This window comes from Acinetobacter sp. ME22 (assembly GCF_022012315.1).
Lineage (GTDB): Bacteria > Pseudomonadota > Gammaproteobacteria > Pseudomonadales > Moraxellaceae > Acinetobacter > Acinetobacter brisouii_A.
In genome coordinates, this window is the sequence record NZ_JAKLTL010000004.1 from 13,141 (window position 1) to 25,679 (window position 12,539).

Consider the following 12,539-nt stretch of genomic DNA (forward strand, 5'->3'; position numbering starts at 1 on the left):
ATCTATGCCGTTGAGACTAGGGCGCGTCACGTTGCTGCTCGTGCTGTTGATCGCAGGCTGCCATCAACAATCTAGCGAACCGCATCAGGAAGAATCTCAACCGCATGTTGCACCCAAAACAGTGATGTCTTTATGCAGTCTACTCAGCCAGCAAATGCAAAATATCAATAGCAGCAGCTCAGTCGAAGATTTGCAATTTGTCAATCAGCAGCTTGAAAAATGCCTACCACAAATTCCAATGGAACAAAGACAGCAACTTCTCTACGCCTCAACCAGTATGTACCAACGCTTTTTATCCACAGAGCGTACTCCTGAGCAAGAGCAGGCTTTTGACCAATATGCAATGAATAGCAATGGCTATGCCACCAGTTATCAAGCTCAATTTGCTGAACGTGATCGCTACTTACTGCAACATCAAGGGAGCCGTGCCTACTTTGAAGTCTATGACTCTGGTGATACAGGCATTATGTACCGCCGACAGCCACAGTATTTACTGCATATCTTTGCGCCTTACTTACCCAAAGCCGAACAAATTTTTATTGAAAATCTTGCTGCTCAAAATGAATTTCCGATTTTATCGGGAAGTACATTTAATGTGTCGTGGTCTGAAATTTCTAGACGTGCGCGCTTTTGGCAAAATTATGTCAATGATTATGCCAACAGTGCTCTTATTGATGATGCTCAACGCTTAAAATTCAAATATGCCCAATTTCTGTTTCATGGAATCAGCAGCTTGCCTGTATCTACAGATTATGTCGGTGAGGATTCGATTAATCCTGAAGCTTTACAGGAAATTAAATATCTTGCGGCTGAAGATCATTCTGCATTAGGTTTACAAGCAGAAAAATTCTTACAGTTTATCCAGATTCCCACAGCACAGCGTGACCAAGATCTGCCGATTGAACTCAGTCCAACCGAAAAACGTTCAAGTCAGCATCAAACAATTAAAACCATTAAACAGTTAGACCGTTATATGGGACTTTATGATCCTCTAACTTTAGATAGCACCCACATCAATCGTGACTGTTTAAGTGATGCAATTTGTATTACGCATGCAGGTAAAGTCGCCAATAGTTTGGTCAGTAAGCAACAGTTCTAGAAAATGCCGTAAAAATAGTCAATTTATGCTATCGTGAGTGGCTATTCCAAATTTCTCTCCCCGATCATGACCTCTGCTCCCTCAGATCCGTTAAAAGCAGTTGCTTGCCTCATTGTTTCTGCCTTTTTATTTTCCATTATGGGTGTCTGCATCCGCTATGCTTCACATAGTGTTGATAACTCAACCGTGGTATTTTTCCGCAATTTTGTTGGATTATTTATTTTTATTCCAATGTTAATCCAAAAAGGTCCCAGCTTTTTTAAGACTGAAAAACTCTGGATGCACCTTTGGCGCAGCATTGTTGGCTTATCCGCCATGTATGGTTTTTTCTATGCAATTGCCCATTTAAAACTCTCCAATGCCATGGTGTTTACCTATTCCTCACCAATTTTTATTCCCCTGATTGCTTGGCTGTTTCTGAAAGAACGCATTACTAAATCGATGCTGATTGCTGCTGCAATTGGTCTCACAGGCGTACTCTGCGTTGCAAAACCCGATTCTGGCATGTTCAATAGTATTTCCCTGATTGGTCTCAGTGCCAGTTTCTTGGCAGCAATGGCTTTTGTGACAGTACGTGCCCTAACCGACACTGAACCTGTTGAACGAATCGTGTTTTATTTTTGTGTGTTCGGCTCTCTCGTCTCTGCCATTCCGATGTTTTGGCTGATTCGTCCCTATCATTTGCATGAACTGGCTTTTTTAGTTGGCGCAGGTTTACTCGCCAATATCAGTCAAATTTTCATGTCGAAAGCTTATAGTCTTGCACCTGCGGGGCAGATTGGCCCTGTGAATTATGTCGCCATTATTTTTGCAGGAATTTGGGGCTATTTATTTTGGGGAGAACTGCCTGACCACACCAGTTTGATTGGTTTCACTTTAATTTTCACCTCAATCTTGCTGTGTAACCCTGTAGTTTTATCCAAGCTCAAAATTAAAAAATATTTCTAATTCAAATCATTAATTTGAACCGCTTAGCATTTTTTCCCTAGAGTCTTTTTTCTCAGATAAAACATGCTAAGCTGTTGCCATGCTTGACGGAGCGCGAGTAATACCTCGCTGAGATTGTGTCAGTGCCTTTGCATTTAAACACAAGTACCGTTGAACCTGATCAGGTTAAGACCTGCGTAGGAATCAAGCCATCTAAAAACTACAGCCCTCTTTTTATCTTTTTTACAAGATAAATCTGCCACGTTTTTGGTCGTGCTTGATTCGTTGATGTCATTCATAAGGATCATGACCATGAACCAATTAACGAATCTATCCCCTGCTGATATTTCAGCACAACATGAACAAGATGCGAAAGATCTCACCCGCATTTTACCTGCATCTCGCAAGGTCTATGTCGAAGGTTCTCGTCCAGATATTCAAGTGCCTTTTCGCGAAATTTCACTGACTGAAACTCCGACAGGTTTAGGTGGTGAACACAATCCTCCTGTCATGGTCTATGACACTTCAGGTGCCTATACCGATCCAAATGCACACATCGACCTGAATCAAGGTTTAGCTTCTGTGCGTAGTGCTTGGATTGAAGAGCGCGAAGATACTGATATCCTCGACAGCTTGACTTCTAAATTTGGTCAGGAACGTCTACGTGACATCCGTACTGCTGAAATCCGCTTTGCGCATATTCAAAACCCGCGTCGTGCCAAAGCAGGCAAAAACGTCTCGCAAATGCACTATGCCAAGCAAGGTATCATCACGCCTGAAATGGAATACATTGCCATTCGCGAAAATCAACGTCAGCGCCACGATGTCGATATGCGTCAGCATGCTGGACAAAACTTTGGGGCACAAAACCTGAAAGAAATCACGCCTGAATTTGTGCGTCAGGAAGTGGCTGCTGGGCGTGCAATTATTCCAGCCAACATTAACCACCCTGAACTTGAGCCGATGATTATCGGGCGTAATTTCTTGGTGAAAATTAATGCCAACATTGGTAACTCGGCACTGGGTTCATCAATTGATGAAGAAGTCGCAAAAATGACATGGGCAACCCGTTGGGGTGCAGATACCATCATGGACTTGTCAACAGGTAAAAATATTCACGAAACCCGTGAGTGGATTATCCGTAACTCGCCAGTGCCAATCGGTACCGTGCCAATCTATCAAGCACTAGAAAAAGTCGATGGCGTTGCCGAAAACCTGACTTGGGAAATCTTTAAAGACACGCTCATCGAACAAGCTGAACAAGGTGTGGATTACTTCACCATCCATGCAGGTGTCTTGCTCCGTTATGTGCCAATGACCGCCAACCGTCTGACAGGCATCGTGTCCCGTGGTGGTTCAATCATGGCGCAGTGGTGTTTGGCGCATCATGAAGAAAATTTCCTCTACACGCATTTCGATGAAATTTGCGAAATCATGAAAGCCTATGACGTGTCGTTTAGTTTAGGTGATGGTTTACGTCCGGGCTGTATTCAAGATGCCAATGACGAAGCGCAGTTCAGCGAATTGAAAACTTTAGGTGAATTGACCCACCGTGCTTGGGAACATGATGTTCAGGTGATGATTGAAGGGCCAGGACATGTGCCAATGCACATGATCAAGGAAAATATGGACTTGCAACTTGAAGTGTGTAAAGAAGCGCCATTTTATACCCTTGGGCCACTGACCACTGATATCGCACCGGGTTATGACCATATCACTTCTGCAATTGGTGCAGCGATGATTGGTTGGTACGGCACAGCGATGCTCTGCTATGTCACACCAAAAGAGCATTTGGGTCTACCCAACAAAAAAGACGTGAAAGATGGCATCATCACTTACAAGATCGCTGCGCATGCTGCTGACCTTGCCAAAGGACATCCGGGCGCTCAAGTCCGTGACAACGCGTTGTCAAAAGCACGTTTTGAGTTCCGTTGGGATGACCAGTTCAACCTGAGTTTAGACCCTGACACCGCGCGTAGTATGCATGATGAAACTTTACCCAAAGATGCACATAAATCGGCGCACTTCTGTTCAATGTGCGGGCCTAAATTTTGCTCAATGAAGATCACACAAAACGTGCGTGATTATGCAGAAAACCAAAAGAACGCAAACCAGTTAGCTATTGAAAATCAAGAAGTTGAACAAGGTTTACAAGAGATGAAAGCCACTTATCAACAAACTGGACAAAAGTTATACCACAAGGTCTAATTTTGATAAAAAAAGTGTTGCCTTAATCGCTAGCTCAGTTAGGATGAAGTGAAATATTTCATCCTAATTTTGCTTATGAATATCGTTGAGCATGCCAGCTATAATAAACACGATGTTGAAGTGACTTCACGCGAAACATTATTTAAAGGTTTCTTACAAGTTGAGAAAGTCAGTCTACGTCACCGCCTTTTTGAAAAAACAGGCTACACACCCATCTTACAACGTGAGTTAATTCACCGCCCAGAAGCTGCTGGAGTACTCATTTATAATGATCAACAACAACGCTTTGCTCTGATCGAACAATTCCGTGTCGGTGCACTCGATGATGCACAGTCACCATGGCAACTCGAAATTATTGCTGGGGTTCTCGATGGTGATGAATCACCAGAAACCTGTATTCGCCGTGAAAGCCTTGAAGAATCAGGCTGTGCGATTGATCAACTCCAGCATTTATTCAGTTTCTATCCTTCTGCGGGCGCATGTTCAGAACTGTTCCATTTATATGTCGCACAAGCCGAACTGCCTGAACAAGGTGGAATTTTTGGAGTCGCTGGAGAAGGTGAAAATATTCAATTGCATTTATTTCATTATGCTGACCTTGCACCATTACTTCGCAGTGGACGATTGGCCAATGCACCTGTCATTATGGCATTGCAATGGCTACAGCAACATATTCAAAAATAAAAGCATTTAAGTGTGATGGATGCAATGACACAACAAGCTCAGACCATTATTCAGATTAGTGATACTCACCTCATGGAACAAGCAGATGCCACATTTGTCGAAATGTGCCCTGAGCATAGTTTCCATGACATCATGCAGCATATTGTGGCTCAGCATCCAGATGCACAAGTCATCATTCATACAGGGGATGTTGCACAAGATGCGACCCCTGTCACCTACGCACGCTACCTTCAATATATGCAACGCCTTGGAATCCCTTTTTATCAAACCCCAGGCAACCATGATGATTTAGAGATTTTCCCTTATTCACAATCGTCACCCATCACCGTGATTGATCTCAAGCCTTGGACAGTCATTTTACTGACCAGTGCTGTTACGGGAAAAATTGATGGACATATTGATCAAGATCAATTAGATCAATTAGAGCAATTGTTACAACAAATAAATGATGGTTTTGTGCTGATCGGCTGCCATCATCATCCGCTCCATATGCAGTCCGACTGGATTGATCATCATCGTCTGAAAAACAGTGCTGATCTTTGCTCGGTATTGCATAAATTTCCTCAAGTCAAAGCCGTTATTCACGGTCATGTTCATCAAGAATTTTCACAGATTCAAGACAATATCCAATTTTTAGCCGTCCCTTCTACCTGTATTCAGTTTGAACCACAAAGCCATGATTTTGCTTTGGGACAGCATGATGCAGCAGGTTATCGTGTATTGGAATTGTATAACGATGGGCACATTGAAAGTCAGGTTTATCGTTTAGACCATCTCATTCCAAAAATAAATAACGAGATTTCAGGTTATTAACTTTCCATTTCGTGTAATTTCGATTAATTTAACTGTCTTGAAAAAGGATCGCTTGGGTAGAATTTAATACTATTCAAGTATGCAAAAAGTCTTTATGATGACGACCCCTTGAACATGAATTAAATTCTTGTTTAAGGGTGAAATAACAACAAACTTGCATATCACCATAGCGATTACGTCGATCTCGATGTATATGATGAGGAATGCCCTATTATGGCGAATGACAACCTAAACCAAGTCTTAGATGACCAAACAGATGCACCGAAACGTGCACGCAAAACCAAGCCTAAGGCTTCAGAAGGCAGTTCAACAGCAAGCTTATTCGGTATTGCTCCTTACGAGCCGAAAAAAAATGAAGAATACATGTCTGAAGGCCAGCTTGATCACTTCCGCAAAATCTTAGAAGCATGGAAAGCGGAACTGATGACCGAAGTGGATCGTACCCTCAACACCATGCAAGACGAATCTACCGCATTGCCTGATGTCAATGACCGTGCGACTCAAGAAGAAGAGTTTGCGATTGAACTACGTACCCGTGACCGTGAACGTAAACTGATTCGTAAAATTGAACAGTCTCTTGCGACCATTAAAGACGAAGACTACGGTTTCTGTGAAACTTGCGGTATCGAAATCGGTTTACGCCGTTTAGAAGCACGTCCAACAGCGACTTTATGTATCGACTGCAAGACGTTGGCGGAAATCAAAGAGAAGCAAAACAACGGTTAAACCATGAGTAAATTGCAGTCCATGCAGTCTGCTTACATGGGTCGGTTTGCACCATCGCCAACCGGCCCGTTACATTTTGGCTCCCTGCTCACCGCAGTGGCAAGTTATTGTGATGCAAAGTCACAACAGGGAACATGGTTGGTTCGCATAGAAGATACCGATATTCCCCGCATTTATCCTGACAGCGAAACGCATATTCTGCATTGCCTAGATGCCTTTGAGTTCGAACCCGATGCCGAGATCATTTTTCAAAAAGATCGCCTAGAGATTTATGAAGAAGTTATCTATCAACTTCAACAACTCAATTTGGTCTACGCCTGTCAATGTACCCGTAAAATGCTTGGTTCAAATGCCATTTATGCAGGCACCTGTCGTGATCTCAATTTAGCCTTTGAACATCAGGCGATTCGAGTCAAAGTCAATGATCAACTGATTTGTTTTGAAGATCGTTTACAAGGTCAGCACTGTTCCAACCTTGCACATGACTTGGGTGATTTTGTGCTGAAACGTCGTGATGGCATTATCAACTACCAATTGGCTGTTGTTGTCGATGACTATCTGCAAGGCATGACCCATGTCGTGCGTGGTGCAGACCTGCTGGATAACACTGAACGGCAAATTTGGCTTGGACAATTACTCGGTTACCCACGCTTGCAATACATGCATTTACCTCTAGCAATGAATGCACAGGGACAAAAGCTTTCAAAGCAAAATCTGGCGCAAGCCCTTGATCCTGCTCAAGCACCGCAGCTTTTACAACAGGCGATTCGTGCCTTACATCAATTGCCCGTAGATCTAGATCGACCTGCCCGTATGCTACAACAAGCCGTAGCTCAGTGGGATGTATCACGCATTCCAAGAACAACGCAGCTCGAACAGATCTATCAATAAAAAACCACGCGATTGCGTGGTTTTCTTTTAGAAGTTGGAAACTTCCTGATTCGGATTTGTATTCTGTGTGGAGGAATCAATCTTTAAGACAAAGGCAACCATCACCGCACACATCATTAAAGATGTCCCACCATAACTAATAAATGGTAAGGTCAAACCTTTGGTCGGTAACATCCCCATATTCATCCCTGCATTCACCAAGATCTGCATCAGGAAAATCATGCTGATACCGTAAGCCAAATAACCTGCACGTAAGTAGTTATTTTTTAATGCACGTTGCCCAATACGGATACAACATGCCAGCATAATAAACTCAAGTGCCAGCACCGTGGTAATCCCGATGAAGCCAAACTCCTCACCCAAAATTGCCAGCATGAAGTCGGTATGTGCTTCGGGTAAATAAGACATTTTCTGCATACTATGCCCTAAGCCAACCCCGAACCATTCACCACGCCCAAATGCCATTAAGGCATTAGAAAGCTGATAACCTGAACCGAGTGGGTCTGCCCACGGATTACTAAATGAAACCAGACGTTCATAACGATACGGTTCAAATAGAATCAGGAAGACCAAGGCGATAATAATTGCGCCGATATAAAACAAAAACTGAATAATCGGTGCACCCGCCAAGAAGAACACGCCAAACATCATCATGACAATCACGACGGTCGCCCCAAGGTCAGGCTCAGCCAAGATCAAGCCGACGGTAATGGACATGATGCCACCAAGACGAACCAGTCCCATCCAGCTATTTCGGACTTCATGCGCACGGCGCACCACATAGTCTGCGGTAAAAATCGCCATCATCAATTTAGCAATTTCCGTTGGCTGTAACGTAAATCCTGCAAGACGAATCCAGCGAGTTGAGCCGTTGACCTCTGTACCAACGCCTAAAGCCACCACCAAAAGACCAATCGTGACAAGCCAAAAAAGGAAAGTATTTTTAAACCAATAGTCCAATGTAAAACGTGATGAAACAAAAGCCGCAAATGCAGCAATCACAATCGAAATGGCATGACGCTCTAAGAAATAAAATGGGTCATGCTGCTTGGCATCTGCATACGGCATCGATGCCGATGCCACCATAATTGTGCCGATAATCAGTAAAGTCGATACACAAAAAATGAGAACATTACGCGCTGTAATTTCCGCAGGTAATTTTGGTGCAATACGTGCATACCAAGTTTGGAATTTACTCATCCCTTGGGCAATTCCTGCCATAGATGCCCCCTTACTCATACAGATAATGCGCTAACACAAGCGACAAATTGATGCCCACGGTCAGCATATCCTTTAAACATGTCAAAACTGGCACAGGCAGGTGATAACAGCACAACATCATTTGCATGGGTCTGTTGTTGGCAGAGTTGAACAGCTTGCGCCAAGCTTTGTGCATGCAATAGCGTTGTTGTCCCTTCAATCGCTTGTTCAATCACAGGTGCATCTTCACCCATCAGCACCGCCACTTTGACATATTTTTGCAGTGAATCACGTAAAGCTTTAAAGTCCTGACCTTTTCCCTGACCGCCTAAAATCACCGCCACTTTACCTTGTTGAACTTCAATGGCAGCGCCTAAACCATCAATTGCGGCTAACGTTGCGCCAATATTGGTGCCTTTCGAGTCATTGTAATAACGAACATCGTTAACTGTTGCCACATATTCACAGCGATGCTCTAGACCTTTGAAATTTTTCAAGGTTTCTAACATCGAATCCATCGGTAAGCCAATCGCCTCACCCAAAGCCAAACATGCCAAGGCATTGGCAACATTATGCGTCCCTTGAATATACATCTCAGAACTTTTCAGCAAACGCTCACGCCCATGTGCCAACCAAATCGTACCATCTAAATCTTTTAAAATGCCGTATTGATGAATGTCTGGTGCATTCAATCCAAAACTTTGCATAGGTGTAGTATCTGGAACAAGCGGACGAGTCAGATTGTCATCTCGGTTAAACACCACCTTTTTCACGCCTTGGAAAATACGGTGCTTGGCTTGATGATAACCCCACATATCACCATGACGGTCGAGGTGATCTTCACTCATGTTTAAGACCACTGCGACTTCAGCATTCAGATGGGATGTGGTTTCCAATTGGAAGCTCGACAATTCCAATACCAAAAGTTCAGGGTCATCTTTGAGCAAGTCCAGTGCTGGGCGACCTAGATTGCCACCAACAGCTACTTTCTTACCTGCATCTTTGGCCATTAAGCCAACTAAAGTGGTTACCGTACTTTTCGCATTTGAACCTGTAATTGCCACAATCGGCACTTCGGTCGCACGGCGAAGTAGTTGCACATCACCCACAACTGAAATTCCTTTGGCAATGGCCTGCTGAATTTCAGGCAATTGCGGTGCAAGTCCCGGGCTTAAAATAATTTCTTCAGCTTGCAGGAGCAAATCAACATCCAGCTTACCAAAACTGGTCTGCACATGACTTGGAATTTGATCATGTCCAGGCGGTGTAGCACGTGAATCAGTGACTGCAACCTGATACCCCTGTTCCACCAGAAAATTCACGGCTGAAACACCAGAAATACCAAGCCCTGCAACGACTTTCAATCCACCGCGTTGAATTAACATATTTGCCCCATCGCATTTATTTTTAAACTTGGCAAATGTTAGCACTTTGCTTTTTGGAAAGCTTTTCCCGATGATGGCTTATCGCATTTTTTTTGTATATTCACGTAAAAAAACCGCCAGTTTTAGGTGGTTTTTAATCGTGGCAATCAATCGATTATTTCCACTTTACAGCTTGTAGCGTGGCTTTTTTAGGCTGTGAAGAATTGTCCGCACTACAACCACAACCACCCGAACACCCTGCTGCCATTGCAGGGCGCAACCAATTTGCCAAAGTCATCCAACCCCGCTGTTCACACAGGCGAGCTAAAGCAGAAAAGACTTTAAATGCAGATTGTGGAAAAATCTTTTTAAAGCTATAGATGGCACTCCAAAGTACCAATACCGCAATAATTAGATACTGAACCATGAGAAACCTCCTTTACCATTAACCCAAATAATGCAATGCAATTTGATAGGTTAAAAACGCCATAAAATATGCCAAGCCAAATAAATAGCCTGTCATCCATGCCACCATTTTCCATGACCCTGTTTCACGGCGAACCGTTGCCAACGTCGATAAACAATGTGGCGCATAAATAAACCACACCAAAAGTGCCAAACCTGTTGCAACTGACCATCCGCCATTTGCAGTACTAATCAAATGCGATAAACCTTGTGAAATTGCATCGTCATCTGTTGCAGACAAGGCATACACCGTTCCCAATGAAGCAACTAATACTTCACGCGCTGCCATTGCAGGAATCAATGCCACACAGATCTGCCAGTTAAAACCAATCGGTGCAAAAATTGGCTGCATCAAGTGCCCTAGACGTCCCGCAAAACTGTAGTCAATCGGTGGCAACGTAGCATGATCGGGCGGGCTTGGAAAACTACACAAGAACCAGAGTAAAATTGAAAGTGCGAAAATAATTCCACCAACACGTTTCATGAAAATCTTGCCACGGTCGAGCAAACCAATCGCGATACTTTTCGCATTCGGTAAACGATAGCTTGGCAATTCCATGAGCAAGGCATACTGTGATTTGTCTTTTTGAAAAAACTTTAAGATAAATGCCACGATCAGCGCACTGACGATGCCTGCCATATACAAGGCAAATAGCACCAAACCTTGCAAATTGAGAAAGCCCCAAACATTCTGATCTGGAATAAATGCTGCAATCAGTAACGCATACACAGGCAAGCGCGCTGAACAGGTCATGAGTGGTGCCACAAAAATCGTGGTTAAACGATCTCGCGGATCTTGAATACTTCGAGTTGCCATAATGCCAGGGACAGCACAAGCAAAACTTGAAAGTAACGGAATAAAGGCACGACCACTTAAGCCCGCTTTATACATGAGTTTATCAAGCAAGAAGGCTGCACGAGGTAAATAACCCGTTTCTTCCAGTACCAAGATAAAGAAAAACAGGATCAAAATTTGTGGCAAGAACACCACAACACCACCCGCTCCAGCGATCACGCCATCGACAACCAAGCTATGTAAGAGTGGCTGACTAATCAATGCCCCGATCTGCTCGCCTAGCCACGTAAATGTACTTTCAATGGCATCCTGAAAAGGTGCTGCCCACGTAAATACCGCTTGGAACACCACAAACATCAGGACTGTCAGACTGATCAGACCTAAGACAGGATGAAGAAAAATTCGGTCTAAAAATTCAGTTCGTTTATCTTCATGATCGGAAAACACCACAACATCGGACAGAATTTGTGCCACTTTCTGGTGCTGATCACCAACTAAACCACTCATTTCAGTTTGAGGCAAAGCAAATTTTTGCTGACTTAGAGCATCAATCAGGTTGGCAACCCCTGAGGTTGTTTTAGCCACTGTCTCGACAACAGGAATACCTAAACGTTCCGAAAGCTTCTGTGCATTGATTTGAATACCACGACGACGTGCTTCATCCATCATGTTCAGCACTAACAATACTGGTCGCCCTAACTCAATGACTTCCAAGACTAAGCCCAAATGTAGGCGCAAGTTGGTCGCATCAACGACACACAAAAATGCATCTTGCTGGCTTTCATCTTTGATTTTTCCAAGGCAGACATCTCGGGTGACTGCTTCATCTGGACTTGTCGCATCTAAGCTATATGTACCCGGCAAATCCAGTACCCGAACCTGATTGCCTGAAGGTAACTGGAAAAAACCGACTTTACGTTCTACTGTTACGCCTGCATAGTTGCCGACTTTTTGGCGTGTTCCAGTCAGTTGATTAAAAACAGATGTTTTACCGCAGTTTGGGTTTCCAACTAGCGCAACACGTAAGGTTTCGCTCATGTTGCTGTCCCCTGTGAGGAAATCTCGATTTTATGAGCTTCCGCTTTACGCAAAGCAAAACGAGTAAAACCAATTTGAATCAGCAAGGGGTCACCACCAAAGACACCTTTGGCAATCACTTTGACAGGCGTACCTGGAATAAATCCCAGTGTTTCCAGTCGACTTGCTATTAAATCCGCCTTGCCCTCATCAACAGTTTGACGATTGACTTTGGTAATGACAGCGGCTTGTTTAACTTTCAGCTCAGATAACCGCACAGCGTTCCACTCACAATTGTTTGATTTATTATAAACATAAATGAGAATAATTTACATACACGACTTGCATC

At 43.6% G+C, this 12,539-nt stretch carries 12 protein-coding genes and 1 riboswitch; of the genes, 7 read left to right on the top strand and 5 right to left on the bottom strand.

Annotated elements, in window-relative coordinates; genetic code table 11:
* The first annotated feature begins 4 nt into the window (after positions 1 to 4).
* From LVY74_RS07065 to gluQRS, 7 genes are all read left to right on the top strand, one after another.
* On the top strand, positions 5 to 1,099 hold the full coding sequence (locus LVY74_RS07065) for a hypothetical protein (protein WP_237814504.1): 1,095 nt from the start codon (positions 5 to 7) through the stop codon (positions 1,097 to 1,099).
* A 66-nt stretch (positions 1,100 to 1,165) separates the two neighbouring features.
* Positions 1,166 to 2,047, top strand: a complete 882-nt coding sequence (locus tag LVY74_RS07070) for a DMT family transporter (RefSeq protein WP_237814505.1) — start codon at positions 1,166 to 1,168, stop codon at positions 2,045 to 2,047.
* 77 nt (positions 2,048 to 2,124) lie between these two features.
* Positions 2,125 to 2,247, top strand: a riboswitch (TPP riboswitch).
* 91 nt (positions 2,248 to 2,338) lie between these two features.
* Positions 2,339 to 4,234, top strand: a complete 1,896-nt coding sequence (gene thiC, locus LVY74_RS07075; RefSeq protein WP_237814506.1) for a phosphomethylpyrimidine synthase ThiC — start codon at positions 2,339 to 2,341, stop codon at positions 4,232 to 4,234.
* 75 nt (positions 4,235 to 4,309) lie between these two features.
* Positions 4,310 to 4,918 carry an NUDIX domain-containing protein gene (locus LVY74_RS07080; RefSeq protein WP_237814507.1) on the top strand — a complete coding sequence of 203 codons (609 nt, stop codon included), beginning with the start codon at positions 4,310 to 4,312 and terminating at the stop codon, positions 4,916 to 4,918.
* A 24-nt stretch (positions 4,919 to 4,942) separates the two neighbouring features.
* Positions 4,943 to 5,731, top strand: coding sequence for a metallophosphoesterase (locus tag LVY74_RS07085; RefSeq protein WP_237814691.1), 789 nt, complete (start codon positions 4,943 to 4,945; stop codon positions 5,729 to 5,731).
* 213 nt (positions 5,732 to 5,944) lie between these two features.
* The gene (gene dksA, locus LVY74_RS07090) at positions 5,945 to 6,457 is read left to right on the top strand and encodes an RNA polymerase-binding protein DksA (RefSeq protein ID WP_151709330.1); all 513 of its coding nucleotides are present in this window, start codon (positions 5,945 to 5,947) and stop codon (positions 6,455 to 6,457) included.
* A 3-nt stretch (positions 6,458 to 6,460) separates the two neighbouring features.
* Positions 6,461 to 7,348, top strand: a complete 888-nt coding sequence (gluQRS, locus tag LVY74_RS07095; RefSeq protein ID WP_151776968.1) for a tRNA glutamyl-Q(34) synthetase GluQRS — start codon at positions 6,461 to 6,463, stop codon at positions 7,346 to 7,348.
* A gap of 27 nt (positions 7,349 to 7,375) precedes the next feature.
* Here gluQRS and ftsW read toward each other — a convergent pair whose 3' ends face one another.
* The 5 genes from ftsW to LVY74_RS07120 all read right to left on the bottom strand — a co-directional run bounded on the left by ftsW (position 7,376) and on the right by LVY74_RS07120 (position 12,468).
* Positions 7,376 to 8,569 carry a putative lipid II flippase FtsW gene (gene ftsW / locus LVY74_RS07100; protein ID WP_151709328.1) on the bottom strand — a complete coding sequence of 398 codons (1,194 nt, stop codon included), beginning with the start codon at positions 8,567 to 8,569 and terminating at the stop codon, positions 7,376 to 7,378.
* Positions 8,570 to 8,583: 14 nt separating this feature from the next.
* The gene (gene murD, locus LVY74_RS07105) at positions 8,584 to 9,933 is read right to left on the bottom strand and encodes a UDP-N-acetylmuramoyl-L-alanine--D-glutamate ligase (RefSeq protein ID WP_237814508.1); all 1,350 of its coding nucleotides are present in this window, start codon (positions 9,931 to 9,933) and stop codon (positions 8,584 to 8,586) included.
* 154 nt (positions 9,934 to 10,087) lie between these two features.
* On the bottom strand, positions 10,088 to 10,339 hold the full coding sequence (locus LVY74_RS07110) for a DUF6587 family protein (RefSeq protein WP_151709326.1): 252 nt from the start codon (positions 10,337 to 10,339) through the stop codon (positions 10,088 to 10,090).
* A gap of 18 nt (positions 10,340 to 10,357) precedes the next feature.
* Positions 10,358 to 12,211 (bottom strand): ferrous iron transporter B, encoded by a 1,854-nt coding sequence (gene feoB, locus LVY74_RS07115; protein WP_237814509.1) that lies wholly within the window; start codon positions 12,209 to 12,211, stop codon positions 10,358 to 10,360.
* Positions 12,208 to 12,468, bottom strand: a complete 261-nt coding sequence (locus LVY74_RS07120) for a FeoA family protein (protein WP_151709324.1) — start codon at positions 12,466 to 12,468, stop codon at positions 12,208 to 12,210. Before LVY74_RS07120 ends, feoB begins: the two co-directional genes overlap by 4 nt.
* Positions 12,469 to 12,539 lie beyond the last annotated feature (71 nt).

Excerpts from the sequence above, each read along its gene's own strand:
- LVY74_RS07065 (WP_237814504.1), top strand. The coding sequence starts at position 5 with ATGCCGTTGAGACTAGGGCGCGTCACGTTGCTGCTCGTGCTGTTGATC.
- gluQRS (WP_151776968.1), top strand. The coding sequence starts at position 6,461 with ATGAGTAAATTGCAGTCCATGCAGTCTGCTTACATGGGTCGGTTTGCA.
- dksA (WP_151709330.1), top strand. The coding sequence starts at position 5,945 with ATGGCGAATGACAACCTAAACCAAGTCTTAGATGACCAAACAGATGCA.
- feoB (WP_237814509.1), bottom strand. The coding sequence starts at position 12,211 with ATGAGCGAAACCTTACGTGTTGCGCTAGTTGGAAACCCAAACTGCGGT.
- LVY74_RS07110 (WP_151709326.1), bottom strand. The coding sequence starts at position 10,339 with ATGGTTCAGTATCTAATTATTGCGGTATTGGTACTTTGGAGTGCCATC.
- LVY74_RS07085 (WP_237814691.1), top strand. The coding sequence starts at position 4,943 with ATGACACAACAAGCTCAGACCATTATTCAGATTAGTGATACTCACCTC.
- LVY74_RS07070 (WP_237814505.1), top strand. The coding sequence starts at position 1,166 with ATGACCTCTGCTCCCTCAGATCCGTTAAAAGCAGTTGCTTGCCTCATT.
- murD (WP_237814508.1), bottom strand. The coding sequence starts at position 9,933 with ATGTTAATTCAACGCGGTGGATTGAAAGTCGTTGCAGGGCTTGGTATT.
- thiC (WP_237814506.1), top strand. The coding sequence starts at position 2,339 with ATGAACCAATTAACGAATCTATCCCCTGCTGATATTTCAGCACAACAT.
- LVY74_RS07080 (WP_237814507.1), top strand. The coding sequence starts at position 4,310 with ATGAATATCGTTGAGCATGCCAGCTATAATAAACACGATGTTGAAGTG.
- ftsW (WP_151709328.1), bottom strand. The coding sequence starts at position 8,569 with ATGGCAGGAATTGCCCAAGGGATGAGTAAATTCCAAACTTGGTATGCA.